Raw genomic sequence first — 23,090 nt, forward strand, 5'->3', positions numbered from 1 at the left:
CTAGAGAAGCTCGCGAAGGACCTGGTTCAGGTGCTCGTCGAAGTCGAACGTGCATCCGGAGGTATCCGGGGCCTCATCCAGCAACCACGGCGCGAGGTCGAAATCGTCGTGGTAGGCCTTGAAGATGAGCATGCCCTCGTCGCGGCGCCATCCTGTGTCAAAGCTGTAGAAGTCATGCACGGACGAGCTGGCGATGTACTGGAAGGGAATGAGCCGCCTGCGCACCTCCAGCTCGCGCAAGGCGGCTTCCCGCTCGTCCTCCTCTTCGCCGAAGGAGTCCTCATCCACGAACTCCTGGTACCCCGCGTGCTGCTCCAGCACCTCGGCGGGGCTCAGCATCCGTGCCCGCTCGTGGCCCGCGTCATCTGTCGCGCGGAACAGGCCGTGCCGCGTGATGAACTGGAGATAGGACTTGGGAAGCAGCGGGCCCAGCGCATCTTCCAGAGGGCGCAATTCCTCCTCACTGACCGGAGTCAGACTCACGGCCCGGATGGGAAGCCCCTGCTCGCGAGCCAGTCGTTCCTTCAGGGTGTTGATGGCTTCGATCGCGCTCGGCATTCCCTGGACTCCTTCCCGGTTCAATGAGCCTGTGGCGTACCACGCGCGAGCGGTGTGAAGTAGCGCGGCTCGGCGGTGGGCCCGGCCGTGCCCTGCATCTTCTTGCCCGCGACGGCCATCACCGCGCCCAGGACGGTGAACATCAGGTGAAGCACGCCGAGCGGCTTGAGCACCATCTGTCCCGCTCGCGTCTGCCCCGCCTGCACACGGTCGACCTCGGGCTGACGCTCGTCCTGGATCTTCTGGAAGACCGCCGCGCCCAGCGGCCGGCCTTCACGAATGGCATCCAGCAGGTGGTTGGCGGCCACGAAGGTGTCCTTGATGGCCAGGTTCAGCCCCTGCCCTCCTGATGGCGACATCGTGTGCGCCGCGTCTCCCAGGAAGAGGACCCCTGGGGCATGCCACCGCTTCACCCGGTCCACGAGGATCCGCAGCACCTGCCACTCCGTGTGCTCGTCGAGCTTGCGCTCCACGTGGGGACGGAGCTTCTCCGGCACCGTGGGCAGCAGCCTCCGGCGCAGCTCCGGGAGGTCCTTGCGCAGCCCGTTGAGGTCGCCCGGCTCGCTGAAGGCGATGTGCAGCCGGTGCCGCGTGGACGGCTGGAAGACGACCACCCGCCCCTTGCCGAACATGTGCACCTGGAGCGACGTGGGCAGTACCTCCGGCGCATCAGCAAGGTCGAAGCGCAGCCAGAGCGCGTCGGCCGTCGACTCGAACTGCTCGGTCTCCAGGCCGCAGGACTTGCGCAGATGGCTGTTGCGCCCGTTGCACACGATGAAGAGGTCCCCGTCGACGCGCTCCTCCACGCCGTCGCGGCGGGTCCTCAGCGCCACCACGCGCCCCTCCTCCCGCACGGCGTCCATCACCGTGGTGCCGAAGTCCATGCGGTAGTGCGGATGACGCAGGCATTGCTCGTGGAGCAGCGCGAGCATTCCGGGCTGCGACACCACGGCCCCCACCTCCCGGGGACCCGGCACACGGACCGTGCGGCGCTCGCCCACGTACATGACCCGCTCGATGTCCGGCAGGGCGTGCCCCCGCTCGAGCAGCGCGGTGAAGAGCCCCGCGGACTTCAGGGCTTCGACGACCGGCGCCTGGAGGAGCTCGCCGCGGAACTCGCGTTCGAAGTCCGGATGGCGCTCCAGGACGCGGACCGGCACACCGTTCGTGACCAACTGATACGCGAGGACCATTCCGGCGGGGCCACCGCCCACGATGACAATGCGAGGAGGCTTCATGGCGGGCCTTCTACAGGACCCGAGCCTCCTCCGATGTCGTCCGTTCAGACATGTCGAGCGCGCTCAGGCCAGGCGGGCATGTGACACACATGTCGTGATTGTGACGCTGGAGCATGGCGCTCAGGCCCCGTGTCCCTCTGGGAGTGCGTGGCATTGCGATTGCTCTGCGTCGCGCCACCCGGCGTTCCCCGTACGCCCGGAACCTTCACGCCTGCCCGAGGAAGCCATGCGCCGAGCCCGTCCCTCCGTCTTCGAGCGAATCCCCACCACGACCCGCACCTGGGCGTCACGCGTGGTGCTGTTGTTGGCCTGTGTCAGCGTCGTGGCCACCTCGCGGGCCCAGTCCGACGACGTCGCGTCCCCGGTCTACACCGGCGCGCCCTTCCGCCTGACGGCGGAGACCTTCAAGGTCACGCGCACGCTGGTCGTCCGGACCTCCTCGAAGGAGAAGTCGTCGGATCCGATGGACGGAGAGCTGCACATCCAGGCCAAGGCGAAGTGGACGCCGGGAGACCCCATCCAGACGCCGCCTCCGTCGCTGGCGATCGGCTACCTCGAGGGGGAGCTCGTCTCCAGAAGCCAGAGCGGCATCCTGGAGCCCGACGTCGCCGTGACGGTGGAGAGCGTGACGTACCTCGGCGAGAACTGCCCGACGGATCAAGGCTGCGAGTGGACCCTGCAGGTCGTTTTCGACGTCCAGGGCAACTCGGACTCCGGCACGGTCGAGGCCCCCGGCACCGTCGACGTGGAGTGGACCGCCCAGGCCTTCGTGCACGTGCTGGATGACTCCAGTGTCCCCAAGGGCTTCACCGTGAGCATTTCCGAGCCGTGACGTTCGCTGGCGTCAAGGCGCGGCCTCTGGAGCCTTGATGAAGTCGATGAACGCCCGGAGCGGCGCGGGCACGAAGCGCCGCCCCGGGTAGTAGAGGAATGGCCCCGGAAAGGGCTGCCACCAGGGTTCGAGCACGGGCACCAGGGCGCCGCTGTCCAGATGCGGGCGCAGCCAGTCCTCGAAGAGGTGCACGATGCCGGTGCCCGCGATCGCCGCGTCGACAGCGAGGTCCGTCCCTCCGCCCGCACGCACGATGAGCGGTCCCGTGGGCTCGACCGTCACCACCTCGCCGTCCCGTTCGAACTCCCAGAGCGTCATCGCGCCGCTCGCGAAGCGCCCGCGCAGGCAGGCATGCCGCAGCAGGTCCCGGGGATGTTCTGGCCGCCCATGCCGCTCCAGGTACGCCGGGGACGCGGCGGTGGCGTGGCGCTGGACGCGCGGCCCGATGGGCACCGCGATCATGTCCTGCTCCAGCCGCTCGTCGTAGCGGATGCCCGCGTCACAGCCGGCCGCGATGACGTCCACGAAGCTGTCCTCGGTGATGACCTCCAGGTGGATGTCGGGGTACGCGGCGAGGAACGGCGGCACGATGCGCGGCAGCACCAGTCGTGACGCGCTGATGGGCACGTTGAGGCGCAGCACGCCCGCGGGCCGGCTGCGAAAGCCGTTCACCACGTCGAGCGCGGCCTCCATCTCCGTCAGCACGGGCGCCAGGCGCTCCAGCAGGCCTTCCCCGGCTTCAGTCGGGACAACACTGCGCGTCGTCCGGTTGAGCAGGCGGACGCCCAGCCGCTCCTCCAGCCGGCGGACCGCGTCGCTCAGCGAGGACGCGCTGCTCCCGCTCAGGCGCGCCCCCTCGCGGAAGCTGCGGGCCCTCGCCACCACCACGAAGGCGTTCAAATCACCCAGGTCGACCTTCACTGTTCGCCGCTCCGCACAACCTGTACGGGTCGTGCCCCGTTATGCAGAAAGTCCACGGTGGCTATTCATGCTGCATCTCAAAAGGAGATGGAGCATGCCCGGTATCGATTCATCCAGCACCTTCCCCCTCGGGGGCCGCCCCGTGAAGCGCCTCGGCTATGGGGCCATGCAGCTCGCGGGACCCGGCGTCTTCGGCCCGCCGAAGGACCCGGACGCCGCCCGGGCCGTGTTGCGCGAGGTCGTGGCCCGTGGGGTGGACCACATCGACACCAGCGACTTCTATGGCCCGCACGTCACCAATCAGCTCATCCGCGAGGCGCTGTCGCCCTACCCTGACGGCCTCGTCATCGTCACCAAGATTGGCGCCCGGCGCGGCAACGACGGCTCCTGGCTCCCCGCCTTCTCCAAGGAAGAGCTGACCCAGGCCGTGCACGACAACCTGCGCAACCTGGGGCTGGACGTGCTGGACGTGGTCAACCTGCGCATCATGTTCGACACGCACGGGCCCGCCGAAGGCTCCATTGAGGCGCCCCTCTCTGCCCTCGCCGAGCTCCAGCGCAAGGGATTGGTGCGCCACATCGGGCTGAGCAACGTCACGGCGACGCAGGTCGCGGAGGGACGGCGCATCGCGGACATCGTCTGCGTGCAGAACCACTACAACCTGGCGCACCGGGATGACGACGCGCTCATCGACTCGCTCGCGAAGGACAAGATCGCCTACGTGCCGTTCTTCCCGCTGGGTGGCTTCAGCCCGCTGCAGTCGTCCACGCTGTCCACCGTCGCGGCCCGCCTGAACGCGACGCCCATGCAGACCGCGCTGGCGTGGCTGCTGCACCGCTCGCCCAACATCCTCCTCATTCCCGGCACGTCGTCCGTCGCGCACCTGAAGGAGAACCTGGCCGCGGGCGAGCTCAAGTTGCCGGAGGACGCGCTCAAGGAGCTGGACTCCGTGGCGAGCGCCCAGCCCGCCTGAGCTCAGGAAGCGTCTCCACGTCCGTCGCGCAGCCGCGCCAGCAGCTCCGCGACGACGGGCCGCACGGGGGCCTGGGTGCGTTGCACGGCATGCACCCTGTTGGTCAGCGCGGGCTTGCCCCAGCTGACCACGCCCAGGCCCCGCCCCTTCGGGATGCAGAAGCCAGGGACAACGGCGACGCCGTGCCCCAGCGCCACCCACTCCAGCACCTCCTCCAGCTCCTCGAAGTGCGCGGTGCTGTACCAGTGGGGATGGCGCCGGCCGAAGTGGTGGCCCAGCCACCGGCCCACCACGTAGTCCCCCTCGTCGTAGGTCACCAGCGGCACGTCCTGGAAGTGCTCCTGCACGCGCAGGCGCCGCGCCCAGGTCCGCCCCGCGACGAGCACGAGCTGCTCCTCGTAGACCGGTGTCAGCGTGAGCCGGGGATGCACCGTGCTCCGGAAGGAGAAGCCCACGTCCACCTGGCCCTCCAGCACCTGTTGGAAGACCTCCTCCGCTGGCGGGTAGCGCAGCGTCAGCGTCCGGTGAAGTGACTTCGACTCCCGCAGCAGCGGGAAGAGCACGTAGCGGCCAAAGCCAGACACCGCGGCGATCTCCAGCGGGCGGTCCTCCTCGTCCCCCTGCAACACCGCATGCACGTCCCGGGCGAAGCCTCCGAGGAACCGGAAGAGCCGGTCCGCCAGGGGCGTGGGCACGAGCCTCGCGGACCGGCGCTCGAATAGCGGCGCGCCGAGCGTCTCCTCCAGCCGGCGCAGTTGATAGCTCACCGTGGGCTGGGTGCGGTGCAGGCGCGCCGCGGCCTCCGTCACGCCCCGGGATTCGTAGACGGTCACGAACGTGCGCAGGAAGGGGAGGTCTGGGAAGTCCATCGAGGCTTTCTATGGATTCGCCCCGCCACTATCAATTGGCGTCCCTGCGCGTGAACGCGCACCTTGACGGGCATGTCGAAGACCCTTCCGCTGGTGACGCTCGCGCTGCTCACGGCCTGTGCACGGACAGGCCCCTTCCCCTCTGCGCGCCTTCATGCCGGTCCCGAGCAGGCCGTGCAGGCGTACTTCCAGGCCTCCGACACCGGCTCCAGCCGGCTGCTGCGGTCCGCGTTCCATCCGGACGTGCGCATGCACTGGGTGGATGGGACGCTGCGGACCCGGACGCAACTGGAGTGGTGGCAGGCGCTGGATGCGGCCGCGAAAGCGCCTCAGCCCGCGGCCAGGCGCGGGATGACGGTGCTCGACCGGGAGGGTCCCTTCGCATTGATGGAGGCCGTCTCCCACTGGCCGGACCACACGTTCGATGACCTGCTGCTCGTGGTGGAGACACCGGTGGGCTGGCGCATCGTGGGCAAGGTGTTCCAGCGGCTCGCGCCGGGAGAGAGCGCGGCCGGGTCTGATTCCTCGCAGGAGGAGATTCGCGCGGTGCTGGACGCGAAGATCGAAGCGCACGCGCTCTACAGCCACGCGCTGCTGCACCAATCACATACACCGGACTGCCTCTACTACCGCGTGAACGTCGAAGGCGTGCCCTTCGCGTGGGGGACATTGTCGGAGGCCGCGGCCCGCTACGCGGCGAACGCGGAGGCGGGCATCCAGGACCGGGAGAGTCCCTGGAACATCCTGAAGGTGGAGGTCCGGGGGAACGTGGCCGCCGCGAAGCTGGAGGTCCGCGTGGGAGGCGTGCGTTTCATCGATCATCTGCTGCTGGTGCGAACCGGCGGGCAGTGGCGCATCTCCGCCGCGGCCTGGGGCAATCCCCTTCCGGCTCCGTGAGACGCCTCAGGACACCTGTGCCAACGCGGCGATGGCTTCAGCCAGTGCGCGGGTGAAGGGACGGTCGTCCTGACGTTGCCCCTCCAATGCTCGCAACACAGGGAGCAGCGATGGGTCTCCCAAGGCGCCTGCGGCTTCCACGAACTCCTGTCGGACGCGTGAGCGGCGGAGGGCCCTGCGCAGCGGCTCCAGCGTTCGCGAGTCCTTGCGCTGCGCGAGCAGGAGCACGGCTTCAGCCCGAAGCGCGGGGCTTGCGTCGTCCATGCGGCGCACGAGCGAGTCCCGGAGCGCGGGCGTATCGACCTCTGGAGAGAGGAGCCGCAGGTGGGCCATCGCCAGCCCCCGGACGCCCTCGTCCGTGTCATCCAGGGACGGCAGGAGCACGGACAGCGGCTCAGCACCGGGCGACTTCAGGAGGCTGATCAACGCGGTGCCACGGACCTTGGCGGAAGCATGGTCCCGGAAGGGGGCAATCGCCGACGGCCCCCTCGCGACCCCCAGGTGGCCCAGGCCCGCGATGAGCGAGGACAGGACCCGCGCGTCCTGTTCCTTGTGGAGCAGCGCCAGCATCGCGTCCGCGGCGAGTTCCCGCACGTCGGAGGGAAGCTTGAGCTGCGCCAGGATGTCCGCGCCCCGTGCTCGCTCCCCGGGGAGCCGCGAGCGCAGCAGCGCGCTGGCGGCGTTGAAGACGTCTTCCCCACCCCTGCGGTGCAGGGCATAAATGGCCTCCCACGCCTCGGAGCCCTCCGGCACGCCCCGCAGCGCCGTGGCCACCAGCGTCTCCACCGTCCGGTCATCCGGGTCTGGTTCGTGTCCCACGCGACGAGCGTAGCGCCAAAGCCCGCGGGGCGTGGCCGTCCTGGCGCACTCCAGGACAGCCAGCCTTGTCGACGTGGGTCATCTGTCTGCCAGGCTCTGTCCGGCCGCGAACGTTTGCATTCACCCAAAGTAAAAATACCCACCACGGAACAAACAGCGCGTTCGTTCAGCGGGGGCATGCCCTGGAACCAAGACATCACGCCGGGCCGGACGGCCCCGGGCATGCGTCTACCCGCGAAGGAGTCCAAGGAATGCGCAGCCATTCGACGAGCGTCATGAGCAGGCTTTGGTGTCTGTGTTTCGGGGTGCTGCTGAGCCTCACCGCGTACGGCACGGAGGTGGACTCGCCGGAAGCGGCACCGGGGCGGCGGGTTTCCGCGCTGGTCGCCCCGCCCCGGGTCGCGGCCGGCGTGTCGCATGCGCTGGTGGTCCGTCCGGACGGCACGGTCTGGGCCTCCGGCTGGAACATCCTGGGAGAGCTGGGCGACGGAACCACCGTCCAGCGAGGAACCCCGGTTCGCGTCCAGGGGCTCGCCAACGTCACCGCGGTCTCCGCGGGCCGGAACTTCTCCGTGGCGCTGCGCTCGGATGGCACGGTCTGGGCCTGGGGCGGCAACAACTACGGACGACTGGGCGACGGCACCACCACCCAGCGCTCCACGCCCGTGCAGGTGACCGGGCTCGCCAATGTGGTGTCCGTGGCGGCCGGTGACAACCATGTCCTCGCCGTGCGCTCCGACGGCACCGTCTGGAGCTGGGGCTACAACGGCCAGGGGCAGCTCGGAAGCGGCACCAACACGAACCGCTCCACGCCAGGCCTGGTCACCGGGCTGCCCGGTGTCGTCGCCGTGGCAGCAGGCTCCAGCCACAGCCTGGCCCTGTGCGCGGACGGCACGCTCCGGGCCTGGGGCAGGAACATCTATGGTCAACTGGGAGATGCCACCAACACGGACCGCACCCTGCCCGTCGCCGTCACCGGGCTCACCCAGGTCACGGCGTTCGCCGCGGGCGGCTACCACTCGCTCGCGGTGCGCGCGGATGGCACCGTCTGGGCGTGGGGCGGCAACGGCTACGGGGCGCTCGGGACCGGAAACTCCACGTCCTACAACCTGCCCGTGCGCCTCTCGAACCAGGAGCCGACCGTCTCCGTCTCGGCGGGCTTCAATCACTCGCTCGCGGTGCGCGCGGACGGCACCCTCTGGGCGTGGGGGCAGAACAGCTGGGGAGAGCTGGGGGATGACACCCAGACGCAGCGCAACACTCCCATCCGCGTGCCCGGCCTCTCCGGCGCCGTCGCCATCGCCGCGGGCAGTGGCTTCTCCCTGGCCGCGCTCGGTAACGGGACGCTGTGGGCGTGGGGCACCTCTGAAGCGGGCCAGCGCGGGGACGGGACGCTCGGGACGCGCGTCACGCCGAGCGCGGTGTCCGTCATTGGCAGCGTGTCAAAGGTGGCCGCTGGCAAGGCGCACGCCGTCGCGATCCGCTCGAATGGCACGCTCTGGGCCTGGGGCTTCAATCCCCAGGGCCAGTTGGGCATCGGCAACACGAGCAACCGCGCCGCGCCCACCCAGGTCCCCGGCCTGTCCTTCATGACGGGCGTGGCGGCGGGCCTCGAGCATTCCGTGGCGCTGCGCTCCGACGGCACCGTATGGACCTGGGGCAGCAATTCCTGGGGGCAGTTGGGCACCGGGAGCACCGCGGGCAGTCTGTTCCCGGGCCAGGTGACGGGCGTGGGCAGCGTCATCGCGGTGGCCGCTGGCGACTACCACACGCTCGCGCTTCGCGCCGACGGCACCGTGTGGAGCTGGGGCTACAACGGCCTGGGACAGTTGGGCGACGGCACGACCGTGGGCCGGCAGTCCCCGGTGCAGGTGGCGGGACTGAGCGGCGTGGTCGCGGTGGCGGCGGGCACGTTCCACAGCCTGGCCCTGCGCTCGGACGGCACGGTGCATGCGTGGGGGTCGAACTTCAGCGGCGAGCTGGGCGACGGCACCACCACCTCGCGGCCCCTGCCGGTGCAGGTGGCCGGGTTGAGCGGCGTCGTGTCCCTGGGCGCGGGCGGCACGTCCTCCTTCGCCTTCCGCACGGGCGGCACCCTCTGGGCATGGGGAGACAACGGATATGCGCAGTTGGGCGACGGCACCTACACGAACCACTCCGTGCCCTACCAGGTCACCCAGTGGAGCGGGGCGGGCGTCGTGGCGGCGGCGGCCTACCACGCCGTGGCGGCACGCACGGACGGCTCGCTCTGGGGTTGGGGCGCGAACATCTACGGCTGTCTGGGCAACCCGGCGGGGCTCGACAACCTGGTCGCCACGCCGTTACCGGTGGTGGGGCTGAGTGGTGCCACCGCCGTGGCCGCGGGTGAAACGTTCACGCTGGCCCTGCGCTCGGACGGCACGCTGTGGGGCTTCGGTTACAACTCGGCCGGGCAGCTCGGCAGCGGGTATCCGGTCAACGCCACCGTCCCCATCCGCTCCCTGCTGTATTGATGACACCGTGAAACACCCGGTCCGGAGCGCGGAAGGCTACCCGCGCTCCGGGTCAGACATCCGGATCGCGGAAGAAGGACGCCTGCTGGAAGCGCAGGCCCGCGAGGACCTGCTCGACCCGTGCTTCGGAGAGCGCCCCGATGCGCTCGCCGAGCCGTGACTTCTCCACCGAGGACACCTGCGACACGACCACGACGCTCTGCTTCGCCAGGCCGCCCTCCCCCACTTCGAGCAGCACGTTGCCGGGCTCGTTCGCCTTCCTGAGATTGGAGGTGAGCGCGCAGACGATGACGGTGTGGATGCGGGAGCGGTTGAAGACGTCGTCCTGGATGACGAGGTGCGGGTGGGCGATGGGCGGCACGGAGCCCCGGGCCTCGTCCGGCTCGCACCAGTACAGCTCCCCCCGGCGAATCGTCTTCGGCCCCGTGCTCATGCGCCGGGTTGTGCCATGCCGTGTCGAACGGGGGCAATCCTTCCCGAAGTCGCGCGTTGGTTGTAGGCAGGGAACGCAACCACGCCGCGAGGTCGAGCATATGAAGGCCGTGTTCCGGGATGGCGAAGGGCGCTTGCGCAATGGCTGGAAGGGCGCCGGCTTCATCGTGGTGTCCGCCGTCCTGGCCGGCATCCTGATGTGGCTCCAGACCCTGCTGCCCGCGGCAGTCCGGCCCTTCGTGCCGAACCCCTTCTTCGGCTTCCTGGGCGTGCTGCTCGTGAGCCTCGACTTCCTTTATCTCGAAAAGCAGCCCGTGACGTTGACGTCGCTCGGCATGTCGCCGGACCGGCGCGCGGGCCGTGACCTGGGCGTGGGGGTTCTGGGGGGCGTGGTCCTGGTGGGGCTCGTGGCCCTGCTCGGCTGGATGGCCGGTGGCTACCACCTGGAGCGCGCCGCGAACGTCCAGGGGACCGCGGTCGTGAAGCTGGCCTGGGTGATGCTGGGCGTGGGCCTCTTCGAGGAGGCGCTGTTCCACGGCTACCTCTTCCAGCGCGCCATCCGGGGCCTGGGCACGCGCTGGGCGCAGGGGGTCATCTCCCTCCTCTTCTGCCTGGCCCACCCCTTCACCCCGGAGATGGAGGTCCCCACGCGCGTCGTGGCGATGATCACCACCTTCATGGCGGGCTGGATGCTGGGCCTGTGCTACCTGCGCACGCGGCACCTGGCGCTGCCGGTCGGCGTGCACATGGGGTGGAACTGGTTCCTGGGCACGATGGGCTTCGGCATCAGCGGAAAAGAAGCCCACGGCTGGTGGACGCCTGTCTTCCAGGGCCGTCCGGAGTGGCTCACGGGCGGCGCCTATGGCCTGGAGGCGTCCATCTTCAGCGTCGTCATCCTGGGCGTGGCCATCGTGGCCCTGACGCGTTGGAAGGGTTCCGCAGCGCTGGAGCCGGAGGCACAACCCCGCCCCGACGAGGCTCCGGCGCTCACGCAGCCACGCTGACGGTCTCCTCGAAGCCACCGTCCCCGGTGACGGTGACGGTCTGGAGCCGGGGGAAGCGCTCCTTCACCCGCTCCAGCAGATCCGGCAGCGCATCCCGGGCCTGCGCATCCCGGTCGAACTGGAGGGTGATGGCCTCCAGGCTGTCCGAGCGCATCCGGTCCAGGTCATACACAGTCATGTCCCCGAACCGCATCCGCAGGGTACGCAGGCGGGGAAACAGCGCCACCAGACTGGCGTCGAGCGCGTACAGGACGACGTTCTCGGGGGTGTCGACGCGCGAGCGCCGCCGCCGCCAGGTGAAGGCCGGGCGGAGCTCGATGCGGGTCGTCTCGCTGCCGTTCCATCTGGGAGCGAAGTCATACTTCCGGAGGGCGTTGACGACGGCCTGTCCCACCGCGGCGTCCTTCTCTGGGACCTCTCCTTCGTCCAGCGAGCCGAACGCGATGTGGAGCGGGTTTCCCTTCAGCGCGTGGTCGATGTCCTGCCCGTGGAAGAAGGCCGCGCCCCACGGCTTCAAGCCGCGCTCCTCCCATGCGTGCGCGTCCTCCCGGACGTAGGTCCACCCTCCGCTCAGGGTATCGGTGGCGCCCATCCTCGTCACGATGCCGTCGCGCTTCAGGTCGTCGAAGGCGGCCTCCAGCCGGTCCGCTTCGATGACCTCCGGCCACTGCTTCTCCTCTTCGACGCGCGCATGGACCACCCGGGCGAACTGTTTCATCACCTCACGGCGGACGCGGTCGTCATCCAGGTGGTCCCAGGCTCCGCCTCCGGTGTAGTCCGGCACGCGGTCCAGGGAGTCGATGGCCTGGTTGAAGCCGGACATCAGGTTCGCCAGCGCATCCGGAATCAGCGGGGACTGCTCTTCGTCCATTGGTGGGAGCGGGAGTCGCGCGACCAGCTCACCCAACCGCCGGGCCAGTTCCTGTGCACGCGGCAGGAGCCCGAGCCTCTCCGCGAGCAACGGCATGGGTACGTCCCCGCGCGTCGTCGCCAGCACCCGGTACACGAAGCGCCAGTCGTCCTCGCCGATGAACGACTCGATTCCCACCTGCCAGTGGCCCTCGTCGTCCAACCAGAACACGGCGTCCTCGCCCGACCCCGCCATCACGCTCCGGCCAATGGCGGCGAGCTGCGTGTCCCATTCCTCCAGGGGATGGGGCTCACCGCGGTCCAGGGTCTTCAGGCGCCGCGCCAGCTCCTCCACCTTCGCGGTGAGCCCCTCCTTCGCCACGAGCTCAGGTCGCATCACGCCACCGCGCGAGTTCGCGACAACGCGTTCGAGGAGCTCACCCGTGTCCGGGTTGACGAGGTCGATGGACACGTGCACGCGTCCCCATCGATCCACATGGATGCCCACGTGCGGGACATCCTCCAGCACGTCATCCGTGATGGCACGCACCTGCTCGTACACCCATGTCTCTTCCATCCGGCAACGCTAGCGCATCCGGGAGCGAGGCCTCTTCGTGCGAGGTGTTGCCTCTGCTTCGGCCTGCGCGGCCAGGTACTCCGCGAACACGGTCTCGAAGGTCTTGGCGAACTCGCGGATGCGGGGGACCTTGCGCAGGTCCTTGTGCATCGTGAGGTAGAAGCGGAGCGACGGCAGCGGCGTCTCCAGCCGCACCCGGCGCAGCTCCAGATGTTGCGTCTCCGCGCCAATCCCAAGCATGACCAGCCCCATGCCCCCTTTCGCCGCGTGCAGCCGCGCCTCCATCGAGTTGGAGCGGAAGGGGAAACGGGACGCACCCCGCTGGATCAACCACTGCGCGGGGCCCTGCCCGCGAGGCGTCTCGTCCTCCACGACGAAGTTCTGCTCGCCGTAGTCGCCAGCGCCCAGGAAGCGTTTGGGGAGGGAGCGCGAGAGGTAGGCCTCGCTCGCGTAGAGGCCACTCACGACCTCCCCCAATGGCTTGTCAACGAGCACCGGAGAGGAGGACCGGCCACCCCGTACGCCGATGTCCGCCTCGCGCGAGGACAGGTCCACGAACCGGAGCTCCGAAATCACTTCAATCCGTGTCTCCGGATGCAGCCGCCGGAAGCGGGTCGCCGCCTCCGCCGCTCCCGTCAGGAAGCCGTCCGGGAGGGAGATGCGAATCCGGCCCGCGTAGGGAGAGCCTCCACCGCCATCACGCCGGTGCGCACGCAGGGACTGCTCGAAGCTCTCTGCCAGCGCGATGAGCTCCAGCGCTTCCTTCTCCAGCCACGCGCCCTGCGAGGTGCGGTGGACCAGCGCGCGCCCCAGGTCCTTCTCCAGCGCCCCGATGCGGCGCGCCACCGTGGACGTCGACAGGCCCAGCGTGAGCCCCGCCGCGAGGAAGCTGCCGCCTCGATGCACTTCGAGCAGGACGCGGAGGTCATCCCAGGCGGGCACTTTGTTTTCCATGAATGGAAAGCACTCTAGGTCGCCGGAAGCACGGGCGTCTTCGGCCGGGTCATCCGCGCGATGACCTTCGCGCTGAGCTCCCGGGAGAAGAACCGGTTGGCGAAGGCCGCGAGCCGGTTGCCAAGGCCATGCACCACCGACGAGCGCCCCGCGATGAATGCATCGAGTCCGACCTCCACCACGTCCTCCGGGCGCGCCTTCCTGCCGGGCGAGGCCCCCTCCCCTGAGCGCTCGAAGAACGGCGTGTCCGTGGCCCCAGGTGACAGGGCAAGGACGCGCACGCCGCGCTCGCGGTACTCTGCCCAGAGCGCCTCGCTGAAGGACAGGACGAAGGCCTTCGTCGCGCCGTAGACCGCCATGTATGGCGTCGGCTGGTACGCCGCCATGGAGGCCACGTGGATGACGCCTCCCTGCCGCCGCTCCAGCATGGGCAGGAAGACGTGCGTCAGCTCCACGAGCGCATGGACGTTGAGGTCGATCTGCTCCAACTGGTCCTTCAAGGGCAGCACGTCGAAGCCACCGTGGAGCCCGAACCCCGCGTTGCTCACCAGGACGTCCACCTCCAGCCCCTTCGCGCGCACCGCTTCGAGGAGCCGCTGGGGCGCGCCCGGAGCGGTCAGGTCCGCGGGAATCACATGCGCGTTGCCCAGCGCCGCCGCGAGCGCCTCCAGCTTCGCCTCGCTCCGGGCCACCAGCACCACCGTGGCGCCCCGCCGGGACAAGCGCCGCGCGAACTCCGCGCCGATGCCCATGGATGCACCCGTCACCAGCACCGTCTTGCCCGCGAAATCGAATCGTTTCATGGGGCAAGGATGGGCGCCGGCCACCCCCGCGACAACGGACAGCGGCGGGCACCTGCTTTCCAGAAATGGAAAGCGGCGCCTCCGCCCTACTCGCGCGACGGGAACGGCGGTCCCGGGCGCGGCGTGTACACGTTGGCGCTCACGGAGCGCGCCGCCGCGGTGATGCCAATCAGGCTCTCCGCGTGCCCCAGGAAGAAGTAGCCCGTCTCCGGCAGCCGGGACAGCAGGCCCTGGATGACGCGCGCCCGAGCCTCCGCGCCGAAGTAGATGAGCACGTTGCGGCAGAAGATGATGTCGAACGGCCCCACCGGCCAGGTGGCCGGCGCGTGCAGGTTCGCGCGGGCGAAGCGCATGAAGGACCGCAGCTCCGGGCCCGCCGTCATCATGCCCTCCTGGGTGCGCACGCCCTTGAGCATGTACTTGCGCAAGAGCAGCTGCGGAATGGTCCGGGAGCGCTCCAGGCTCCAGAGGCCCTCCTCCGCGCGCTTCACCGCCCAGGTGGACAGGTCCGTGGCGACGATCTCCAGGCTCCACCCGGAGCCCTTGGGGAACGCCTCCAGCAGCTCCATGGCCAGCGAGTACGGCTCCTCGCCCGTGGAGCATCCGGCGCTCCAGACGCGGATGCTCCGGGGCCGCCGGCCCTGCGCCGCCTGGGCCGCCCACTCCGGGAAGACGTGCTCGCGCAGCAGGTCGAAGTGCCGGGGCTCACGGAAGAACGACGTCTCGTGGGTGCAGAGGCTGTCGAGCATCCGCACCTTCTCCGCCTCGTTCCCCCGCGTGGTGACATACGCGTGGTACGCGGCGTACGACGTCAGCCCCAGCTCCCGCAGCCGCCGCGACAGCCGGTTCGCCACCAGCGCGTTCTTGGCGGACGACAGGTGGATGCCGGCCTCCGCCTCCACCAGGTGCTGGAACATCTCCAGCTCCGAGCGCGACAGCGCCGGAGGCAGCGCGGACGGCGGCCAGGGCTCGTCGCCGCTCATCGCCTCACCCGTTGCCCGAGGCTTCCGGCGCCGGGGCCGGTGCCGCCGGGGCCGCGGCCGCCGGAGCCGAGGCCTCGTCGGTGGCGGCCGTCAGCTTGAGCAGCTCCTCCAGCGACAGGAGCCGGTCCAGGTCCAGCAGCAGGATGAACGCGTCGTTGTGGCGGCCCATCCCGCGCAGGAACTCCAGCCGCACGCGCGTGCCGAAGGCCGGGGGCGGCTCGATGTCCGCGGGGCTGAGCTCCAGCACCTCGCGCACGGTGTCCGTCAGCAGGCCCAGCACCGTCTGCTGGCCGTCGAGCACCACCTCCACGATGACGAAGCAGGACCAGCGGGTGATGGGCCGGGGCGGCAGCCCGAACTTCACCGCCAGGTCCACGACGGGCACCACGCTGCCGCGCAGGTTGATGACGCCCTGCACGGCCGCGGGCATCCCCGGCACACGCGTGACGGAGCGGTGTTCGATGATCTCCCGCACTCGCAGGAGGCCCACGGCGTACTCCTCGCCCGCGAGCATGAAGCTCAGGTAGCTGGACCGGCCGCCGCCCGGTTCGGTGGACTCATTCATGGTGCGCGCGCCTCCCTAGAACCGCTGGAAGTCATGGGGAGCCGGCGCTTCCGCGCCGTTCTGGAGCCGGGCCAGCGCCCCATTCGTGGACGTGGCGAGCGGCCCCTGCGCGGCGGCCTGGAGGCCCCGGGCGGGCGACATCGGCTGCCGGGGAGCCTGCGGGCGCGGCATGGAGGGGGCGTTGTAGCTGAAGCCCTCCATCAGCCGGAAGAAGGTCATCATCTGAAGCAGCGACTCGGCCTGGGTGGCCATCTCCTCCGCGGTGGAGGACAGCTCCTCCGCGGCGGACGCGTTGCGCTGGGTGACCTGATCCACCTGCGTCATGGCGCGGTTCATCTGCGACACGCCGATGGACTGCTCGCGCGAGGCGTTGGCCACCTGCTGCACCAGCTCCGACGTGCGGCGGATGGCGGGCACCAGCTCCGTCAAGAGCTGCCCGCTGCGCTCGGCGACCTTCACGCTGGAGGTGGCCAGGCCGCCAATCTCCTTCGCGGCCTTCTGGCTGCGCTCCGCCAGCTTGCGCACCTCCGTGGCCACGACGGAGAAGCCCCGGCCGTGCTCACCCGCGCGCGCGGCCTCCACGGCGGCGTTCAGCGCGAGCAGGTTCGTCTGGTAGGCGATCTCCTCCACGATGGAGATGCGCTCCGCGATGGCGTTCATCGCCTCCACGGTCTCCTTCACCGCGCGGCCGCTCTCCTCCGCGTCCCGGGCGCCCTTGACGGCCGTCTGCTCCATCTCCCGGCTGTTCTCCGAGTTCTGGCGGATGCTCACGTTGAGCTGCTCCAGGCTGGCGGTGGTCTCCTCCACGGAGGCCGCCTGGGAGCTGGTGCCCTGCGACAGGCCCTGCGCGGCGGACGCCACCTGGAGGGACGCGGACGACAGCGAGCCCGCGGCGCCGCGCACCTCGCTGATGACGCCCGACAGCCGCTGGATCATCTCCCGCATGCTGCCCATCATCCGGCCCGTCTCGTCCGTGCCCCGGGCGACGATGTTCGCGGTGAGGTCACCCGCCGTCACCTGCGACGTCACCTGCACGGCCTCCGTCAGCGGCTGCACGATGCTGCGGGTGAGGAAGAAGGACAGCGCGGCGGCGAGCACCACGCCCAGGGCGCCCCCCATGATGATCAGGTTGTACAGGTCCACCACCATGGCCGCGGTGCGCTTGGTGCGCTCGCCCAGCAGGGCCGTCTCGTCGTCCGCCAGCTTGGTGAGCTGCATGCGGATGCGGTCCGCGGTCTGTTTGCCGCGCGCGGACTGCTCCACCGCGATGAGCTGCGCCAGGTCCCCACGGCCCGCGCTGACCTCGCGGCGCTGGGCGATGAGCGGCTCCAGGTGCTGGCCAATCCACTGCTGGAACAGGTCGCGGATCTCCTGCTGGCGCTCCTGCTGGCGGCGGTCGCTCTGGGTGAGCTGGCGGATGTTGTCCAGGCTCTGCGACAGGCTCAACCGGGCCATGTTGTAGGGCTCCAGGAACTTGTCGTCACCGGTGATGAGGAAGCCGCGCTGACCGGTCTCCAGGTCGGCCATGTCACCCTCGAGGGTGCGCACGGCGAGCAGCACCTTCTGGCTTTCGGTGTCGCCCTCGGCGGTGACGGAGACCTTGAGGATGGTCGTGTACACCACCACGACCAGCGCGAGGATGATGGCGACCATCGCGCTGAAGGCGAGCGTCAGCTTCGCCGTGATGCTCAGGTTGTTGAACATGATGACTCCGGTACAGAGACGGACCGCTACGGCGCCCGGGTGGCGTTCGCGGGAGAAGGGGTTTCCAGGGGGGTGGGAAGACTGAGCGCGGCTTCGGAGGCGTGGAGGATGGCCCTGCGCACCAGCGCGGGCGTGTCCAGCAGCAGCCCCACCCGGCCGTCGCCCAGGATGGTGGAGCCGGAGATGCCGGGGATGCCCTGGAAGAGGCGCCCCAGGGGCCGGATGACCCGCTGGCCCTCGCCCTGGAGCTCATCCACCGCCAGCCCGATGACGCCGTCCGGATGCTTGAGGACGACCACGTTCTCCCGGGCCGGTGTGCTCCCGCCCAGGGAGAAGACCTGGCGCAGCCGCAGGTACGGCAGCGGCTGCCCGCGCAGCGACAGCACGCCGGACGCCTCCGCCGTGCGCTCCTGGGCGGGGACCTCCATGCACTCCTGCACGCCTTCGATGGGGACCACGTACACCTGGTCCCCCACGCCCATGGCGAAGCCCTGGATGACGGCGAGCGTGAGGGGCAGCCGCAGCGTCAGCGTGGTGCCCTGCCCCTCCTGGCTCTGGATGGACACGGAGCCGCGCAGGGCTTCAATGTCCCGGCGCACCACGTCCATGCCCACGCCCCGGCCGGACAGCTCCGTCACCTCCGTCGCCGTGGAGAAGCCGGGCTCGAAGATGAGGCGCAACAATTCGTCGTCGCGCAGCCGCTCGGGCGCCGCCACCAGCCCCTTCTGCTTCGCGCGCTCGCGCACCCGTTCGCGCTGGATGCCCCGGCCGTCGTCGGACAGCTCCACCACGACGCTGCCGGCGTCATGGTAGGCCTTGAGCCGCAGGCGGCCCCGGGGGTCCTTGCCCGCGGCGCGCCGCTCGTCCGGCGTCTCGATGCCGTGGTCCAGCGCGTTGCGCAGCAGGTGGAGCAGCGGGTCGCGCAAGGCGTCCAGCACCGCGGTGTCCAGCGTGGCGTCCTCGCCCTCCAGCTCCAACTGGGCCAGCTTCTGCTGGGAGCGGGCCAGGTCGCGCACGGTGCGCAGGTGCTGACGGAACAGCGGTCCCACCGGGACCATCCGCACCTTCATCACCTCTTCCTGGAGCGCCTCGAAGAGCGGATCCATCTCCCGCTGCTGGGTGAGCGCGTCCTCCCAGCTGGCGCCGGTGTCCTCCGCGCGCGCCAGGAACTGCGCCATCCGCCCGCGCGCCACGGACAGCTCCGCGGTGAGCGTGACGATGCGGTCCAGGCGCTCCATGTCCATGCGCACGCGGGTGCGCGCCGTGCTCCGCGCCTCCGGCATGCGCGGCAGCGCGGCGGGAATCGGCAGCGCCTCCGTGGGAACCCCCGCGACGATGCCCTCGCGCAAACGGGAGAGGTGGGCCTGGTGCACCGCGCCCAGCGAGTCCACGCCCGCGAGCGACGCCTGGCACAGCTCGCGGAGGTGATCCACCGCGCCGAGCAGCAGCGACACCCGCGTCTCATCCAGCGCGAGGCGCCCGTCGAGCAGCGCCTGGAGCAGGTCCTCGACGCCGTGCGTGTAGTCCGTCACGGCCTGGAAGCCGAGCGACGCCGCCGCACCCTTGAGCGTGTGGGCTCCGCGCAGGATGCCCGGGAGCAACCCATCCGCCGGAGAGACCTCCAGCGCGATGAGGTTCTCTTCCATGGAGGAGACCAGCCCCTCCGCTTCGTCCGCGAAGACGGCCAGGACCTTCTGCCATTCCGCGGCGGTTTCTGACGGGATGTCCCCCGGGCCCGTCGTCACCTTGCGCCCCGGGGGCGAAGGGAGACCGGCACACGTAGAGGGATGGGTGGCGGGATTCTCAAGAACACGGACTGGCGCCCCCCTTCCTCGGGATGCAACGCATTGCCATGAAGGTGGGCCGTCCTTCACGACGAGGAATGTTTCGAGAAGTCAACAGTACCAAATCAATCAAATATGAACAACCTCGGCGGTGATTTCACGCAGGGTTTGTATCAGCAGGGAAGCGGGGCCCTCCCGAGGGACAAGACTTCCCAGGTCGGGTGCCGGCCACCGCTCCCCGAGCCGAATCTCACCTGTCTTGAGTTACATGTTTCAATCCCATCCACATCCAACACAGTGCGTCTCATCCGTTCGTACAAGACACCGCACTCGTGCTGCGGGGTGATGCGGACTCATTGGGGCATGCGCGACGCTCCCCTGAGTACCCGAAGCCCAGGCGGAGGAGCGGCATGCCCAGCGTCATCGTGGTGGGAGGAGGCGTCGCGGGACTGACGGTCGCGCACGAGTTGGTGGAGCGCGGCTTCGAGGTCCACGTCTACGACACGCGGACGACCTGGGGCGGAAAGGCGCGCTCGCAGCCGGTGGCGGGCACCGGGACCCAGGGCCGGCGCGACCTGCCAGGCGAGCATGGCTTCCGCTTCTACCCGCGCTTCTACCGCCACGTCATCGACATGATGCAGCGCACGCCCGCCGTTCCGGGCGCGGCCACGCCCACGGTGGAGCAGCACCTGAAGGCAACCACGGAGAGCGCCATCGCGCTCATCGACGAGGACACGTGGTACCGCTTCTCCCGCCGCAAGCTGGACAGGCCCTACGACGTCCTGGAGGCGCTGGAGCTGTTCTTCCAGAAGCTGGACTTCGACCAGGCCGACATCAGCCTCCACGGCCTGAAGATCCTCCAATTCCTCTCATCCAGCGAGGCCCGCCGGTTCGGCCAGTACGAGCGGATGTCCTGGTGGGACTTCGCGCAGGGGGACCTGTACTCGCCGAGGTTCCAGCGGCAGCTGCGGGCCGTGCCGCGCACGATGGTGGCCATGGATCCGCGGCGCGGGTCCGCGCGGACGATTGGCGCCATCTCCATGCAGCTCATCCTCGACTTCGCGCAGAGCGGGGTGAACAACGACCGGACGATGGGCGGCCCCACCAGCCAGATGTGGCTCGACCCCTGGATTGCCCACCTGCGCGGACTGGGCGTGCAGTTCCACGCGGGCACCCGCTGCACCGGGCTGGACGTGGCGGGCGGGCGCATCAGCGGCGTCCGCTTCGCCAACAGCGAGTCCCGCTCGGCCGACCACTACGTGCTCGCGGTGCCGCTGGAGGCGGCGCATGCGCTGATCACCCCGGAGCTGGCCGCGTTGGACCCCGCGCTGGCACGGCTGCGCGCGGCGGACGTGGAGCAACTGGTGTCCTGGATGGTGGGCATCCAGTTCTTCCTCTACGAGGACGTGCCGCTGGTCCGCGGCCACACCTTCTATCCGGACTCACCATGGGCGCTGACGTCCATCTCGCAGCCGCAGTTCTGGCGCGAGCTGGGGCTGTTCCGGCGCGTGTTCGGGGATGGGCAGGTGGGCGGGCTGTTGTCCATCGATGTCTCGGATTGGAACACGCCCGGCACGTTCGTTCCGAAGCGCGCGAAGGACTGCACGCCGGAGGAGATAAAGACGGAGGTCTGGGGACAGCTCAAGGCGGCGCTCAACGGGCTGGGCCCGGACGAGCAGGTGCTGACCGACGAGCTCTTGCACTCCTTCCACCTGGACGCGGACCTGGACTACGGGGGCGGGCTGCCGCCGCGCAACTCGTCCGGCCTGCTGGTCCATCCGCCCGGCTCCTGGGACGTGCGCCCGGAGGCCTCGAGCGCCATTCCCAATCTCTGCCTCGCGGGGGACTACGTCCGCACGCACACGGACCTGGCCTCCATGGAGGGGGCGTGCGAGGCGGGCCGGCGCGCGGCCAATGCCATCCTCGAACGGACGCAGTCCCAGTCCCAGCGCGCGCCCATCTGGCCCCTGGAGGAGCCGGCGTGGTTGGAGCCCTGGAAGCGCCTGGACGCGGCGCTGTATCAGCGCGGGCGGCCACACCTGTTCGAGCTGTTGGGCCTGCGCACCGCCGTCCAGGCCTCGGACGTGCTGCGCCGGTTCGCGGCGCTCACGGGCCTCACCGACGTGGATGACTGGTTGGATCAGTTCCGCGTCTCCAACGTGGTGGACGCGCTGCTGGAGCGGTTGGGCATCGACTGACTACTGGAGCGGTGGTTGCTCCGGCTCCTCGGCCCTGCCCATGCCGGCCCTGGCGTAGTCCTCCGCGCCGGTGAAGTCGACGACGCGGCAGGGCTCGTTGCCCACGACCCAGGCGTCATGGCCTGACGGAATGAAGGCGACGTCGCCCGGCTCCAGGTCCAGTTCCTGGCCGTCCTTCATCTGGACGTGCATCCGCCCGGACAGGACGCTGAGGGTGTGAACCACTTCGCAGGTCTCCGTGCCCGCGATGGGCTTCACGTGCTTCGACCATTGCCAGCCGGGCTCGAAGTAGCCCCGGCCAATGCTGAGCGCTCCCAGGTTCAGGATGCTGGCCTCCCCGTGCGACACGAAGGGCCGGCGCTCGTCCGCCTCGCCGGCCTTCTTGATGATGGCGCGTGCCATGGTGCAATCCCTCGCGGTGAATGGGTCCCAGGGGAAAGCTGGGGGCTCCGCGCGCCGGAGGAAAGGGTTCGAGCCCGGACTCGGGCGGTGCACCGGAGCACGGGGTTTGGCGCCCGTCCCCACCTCCGTACCTTCGTGCCTCGAACCGGTCCCGAGGGAATCAAGCCATGCGCCCAATGTCGCGCCTTGCCCTGTGGGCATGCCTGGTCATCGCGCAGGGATGCCGCTCGCATCACGAGCCGCCTCCCGCGCCGCCTCCCACGCCGCCCACGGCCACCGCCCGGCCGCTCCACCTGGCGAAGCCGGACGCCATCGAGTTCGAGTTCGGCCGGCCCCAGGCCACTGCCTGCAATTGCTTCAAGGCGGACGCCAGCGCCAAGGAAGGGGGCACGTGCGCCACGCCGCGCTTCGGCTCGTACCTGCTCGCGCTGACGTGGGCCCCCACCTTCTGCCGGACCCATCCGGACAAGGAGGAGTGCGAGCATCTGGAAGACCACTTCGGCGCCACGCACCTCACCATTCACGGGCTGTGGCCCCAGTTCACGGACGCGGAGGCGCAAGAGAACAACTGCACCTATCCGGCGTACTGCGGCGGGCTGTGCGAGTGCCAGGGTAGCAACGCCCCTTCGAAGTGCTTCCCCGACCCCGCCACGATTCCCCCGGCCATGGGCACCTACGGGCCGGGCTTCGTCACGGACAACTTCTTCCTCGCGAACCACGAGTGGCCCAAGCACGGCAGCTGCACGGGGATGGATGCCCGGAGCTACTTCCAGAGCAACATCGACGCGCTGCTGTCATTGCCGGGCACCGAGGGCACGCCGGCCGCCATCACGAACAACATCGGCGGGAGCGTGGCGCTGGACAACCTGCGCGCCGCGTTCGGACAGAGCGACAGCGTCGCCTTCGCGTGCGACCCGAAATGCAACCTGTTGGAGGTGGGCGTCTGCTTCGCGGTGGACGAGCAGCGGCGCCCCGCCGGGCGCATGACGTGCCCGAAGAGTGTCACCGGCGGCAACACCAACAGCTGCGTGGGCAATGGCTCACAGCCCCGCTGCCCCATGGTGAACATCCAGGCCGCGGTGCCCTTCGACAGCGGCGGGGGCGGTGGCGGCCCGTCCTCCACCTGCGGACAGCCGGGCCAGGGTCCCGCGTGCACGAATGATCAGCTCTGCCAGAACAACGGCTGGGTGCGCTGCGCGCGCTCCGGGTGCTGCACCACCGTGCCCAAGCGCTGAA

21 protein-coding genes are annotated in these 23,090 nt (G+C 69.7%); 7 read left to right on the forward strand and 14 right to left on the reverse strand.

The features are described from left to right. Together ACX114_RS27415 and ACX114_RS27420 are read right to left on the reverse strand one after the other, a co-directional pair. Nucleotides 1–558 carry an SMI1/KNR4 family protein gene (locus tag ACX114_RS27415; RefSeq protein WP_459289279.1) on the reverse strand — a complete coding sequence of 186 codons (558 nt, stop codon included), beginning with the start codon at nt 556–558 and terminating at the stop codon, nt 1–3. 20 nt (nt 559–578) lie between these two features. Then, a complete protein-coding gene (locus ACX114_RS27420; protein WP_459289281.1) occupies nt 579–1,796 on the reverse strand; it encodes an FAD-dependent monooxygenase in 1,218 nt (405 codons plus the stop codon). A gap of 226 nt (nt 1,797–2,022) precedes the next feature. Here ACX114_RS27420 and ACX114_RS27425 point away from each other — a divergent pair, with 226 nt between their 5' ends. Beyond that, nucleotides 2,023–2,628, forward strand: a complete 606-nt coding sequence (locus ACX114_RS27425; RefSeq protein ID WP_459289283.1) for a hypothetical protein — start codon at nt 2,023–2,025, stop codon at nt 2,626–2,628. A 12-nt stretch (nt 2,629–2,640) separates the two neighbouring features. Here ACX114_RS27425 and ACX114_RS27430 read toward each other — a convergent pair whose 3' ends face one another. After that, nucleotides 2,641–3,549 carry a LysR family transcriptional regulator gene (locus ACX114_RS27430; protein ID WP_459289285.1) on the reverse strand — a complete coding sequence of 303 codons (909 nt, stop codon included), beginning with the start codon at nt 3,547–3,549 and terminating at the stop codon, nt 2,641–2,643. 94 nt (nt 3,550–3,643) lie between these two features. Between ACX114_RS27430 and ACX114_RS27435 the strand changes: the two genes are divergently transcribed. Continuing rightward, entirely contained in the window at nt 3,644–4,522 is an 879-nt protein-coding gene (locus tag ACX114_RS27435) for an aldo/keto reductase family oxidoreductase (protein WP_459289287.1), read from the forward strand. Between the two features lie 2 nt (nt 4,523–4,524). On the opposite strand, the gene ACX114_RS27440 is transcribed toward ACX114_RS27435, so the two are convergent. Then, entirely contained in the window at nt 4,525–5,391 is an 867-nt protein-coding gene (locus ACX114_RS27440) for a LysR family transcriptional regulator (protein WP_459289289.1), read from the reverse strand. 72 nt (nt 5,392–5,463) lie between these two features. Here ACX114_RS27440 and ACX114_RS27445 point away from each other — a divergent pair, with 72 nt between their 5' ends. Further along, nucleotides 5,464–6,288, forward strand: a complete 825-nt coding sequence (locus tag ACX114_RS27445; protein WP_459289291.1) for a nuclear transport factor 2 family protein — start codon at nt 5,464–5,466, stop codon at nt 6,286–6,288. A 6-nt stretch (nt 6,289–6,294) separates the two neighbouring features. Here ACX114_RS27445 and ACX114_RS27450 read toward each other — a convergent pair whose 3' ends face one another. After that, complete coding sequence (locus ACX114_RS27450; protein ID WP_459289293.1) at nt 6,295–7,107, reverse strand: HEAT repeat domain-containing protein; 813 nt, start codon at nt 7,105–7,107, stop codon at nt 6,295–6,297. A 275-nt stretch (nt 7,108–7,382) separates the two neighbouring features. Here ACX114_RS27450 and ACX114_RS27455 point away from each other — a divergent pair, with 275 nt between their 5' ends. After that, the gene (locus ACX114_RS27455) at nt 7,383–9,599 is read left to right on the forward strand and encodes an RCC1 domain-containing protein (protein WP_459289295.1); all 2,217 of its coding nucleotides are present in this window, start codon (nt 7,383–7,385) and stop codon (nt 9,597–9,599) included. A gap of 52 nt (nt 9,600–9,651) precedes the next feature. Here ACX114_RS27455 and ACX114_RS27460 read toward each other — a convergent pair whose 3' ends face one another. Continuing rightward, complete coding sequence (locus tag ACX114_RS27460; protein WP_459289297.1) at nt 9,652–10,032, reverse strand: type II toxin-antitoxin system PemK/MazF family toxin; 381 nt, start codon at nt 10,030–10,032, stop codon at nt 9,652–9,654. A 100-nt stretch (nt 10,033–10,132) separates the two neighbouring features. Between ACX114_RS27460 and ACX114_RS27465 the strand changes: the two genes are divergently transcribed. Continuing rightward, on the forward strand, nt 10,133–11,035 hold the full coding sequence (locus ACX114_RS27465; RefSeq protein WP_459289298.1) for a CPBP family intramembrane glutamic endopeptidase: 903 nt from the start codon (nt 10,133–10,135) through the stop codon (nt 11,033–11,035). On the opposite strand, the gene ACX114_RS27470 is transcribed toward ACX114_RS27465, so the two are convergent. The 7 genes from ACX114_RS27470 to ACX114_RS27500 all read right to left on the reverse strand — a co-directional run bounded on the left by ACX114_RS27470 (nt 11,019) and on the right by ACX114_RS27500 (nt 19,215). After that, nucleotides 11,019–12,461 carry a DUF6891 domain-containing protein gene (locus ACX114_RS27470; protein ID WP_459289300.1) on the reverse strand — a complete coding sequence of 481 codons (1,443 nt, stop codon included), beginning with the start codon at nt 12,459–12,461 and terminating at the stop codon, nt 11,019–11,021. The genes ACX114_RS27465 and ACX114_RS27470 overlap by 17 nt on opposite strands. A gap of 9 nt (nt 12,462–12,470) precedes the next feature. Further along, entirely contained in the window at nt 12,471–13,415 is a 945-nt protein-coding gene (locus ACX114_RS27475) for a LysR family transcriptional regulator (protein WP_459289302.1), read from the reverse strand. A 14-nt stretch (nt 13,416–13,429) separates the two neighbouring features. After that, nucleotides 13,430–14,218: an SDR family NAD(P)-dependent oxidoreductase gene (locus tag ACX114_RS27480; protein WP_459289304.1), complete on the reverse strand. Its 789-nt coding sequence runs from the start codon at nt 14,216–14,218 to the stop codon at nt 13,430–13,432. Between the two features lie 86 nt (nt 14,219–14,304). Further along, nucleotides 14,305–15,201, reverse strand: coding sequence for a CheR family methyltransferase (locus ACX114_RS27485; RefSeq protein WP_459289306.1), 897 nt, complete (start codon nt 15,199–15,201; stop codon nt 14,305–14,307). A gap of 4 nt (nt 15,202–15,205) precedes the next feature. Beyond that, nucleotides 15,206–15,766, reverse strand: coding sequence for a chemotaxis protein CheW (locus tag ACX114_RS27490; protein WP_459289308.1), 561 nt, complete (start codon nt 15,764–15,766; stop codon nt 15,206–15,208). A 15-nt stretch (nt 15,767–15,781) separates the two neighbouring features. Beyond that, nucleotides 15,782–17,470: a methyl-accepting chemotaxis protein gene (locus tag ACX114_RS27495; protein ID WP_459289310.1), complete on the reverse strand. Its 1,689-nt coding sequence runs from the start codon at nt 17,468–17,470 to the stop codon at nt 15,782–15,784. 26 nt (nt 17,471–17,496) lie between these two features. Beyond that, nucleotides 17,497–19,215 (reverse strand): chemotaxis protein CheA, encoded by a 1,719-nt coding sequence (locus ACX114_RS27500; RefSeq protein WP_459289312.1) that lies wholly within the window; start codon nt 19,213–19,215, stop codon nt 17,497–17,499. A gap of 449 nt (nt 19,216–19,664) precedes the next feature. Here ACX114_RS27500 and ACX114_RS27505 point away from each other — a divergent pair, with 449 nt between their 5' ends. Further along, nucleotides 19,665–21,452, forward strand: coding sequence for a hydroxysqualene dehydroxylase (locus ACX114_RS27505; protein ID WP_459289314.1), 1,788 nt, complete (start codon nt 19,665–19,667; stop codon nt 21,450–21,452). Here ACX114_RS27505 and ACX114_RS27510 read toward each other — a convergent pair whose 3' ends face one another. Then, the gene (locus ACX114_RS27510; protein WP_459289316.1) at nt 21,453–21,854 is read right to left on the reverse strand and encodes a cupin domain-containing protein; all 402 of its coding nucleotides are present in this window, start codon (nt 21,852–21,854) and stop codon (nt 21,453–21,455) included. A gap of 167 nt (nt 21,855–22,021) precedes the next feature. Here ACX114_RS27510 and ACX114_RS27515 point away from each other — a divergent pair, with 167 nt between their 5' ends. Next, the gene (locus ACX114_RS27515) at nt 22,022–23,089 is read left to right on the forward strand and encodes a ribonuclease T2 family protein (RefSeq protein WP_459289318.1); all 1,068 of its coding nucleotides are present in this window, start codon (nt 22,022–22,024) and stop codon (nt 23,087–23,089) included. The last annotated feature ends 1 nt before the right edge of the window (nt 23,090 follow it).

It is taken from the genome of Corallococcus sp. M7, from assembly GCF_054512695.1.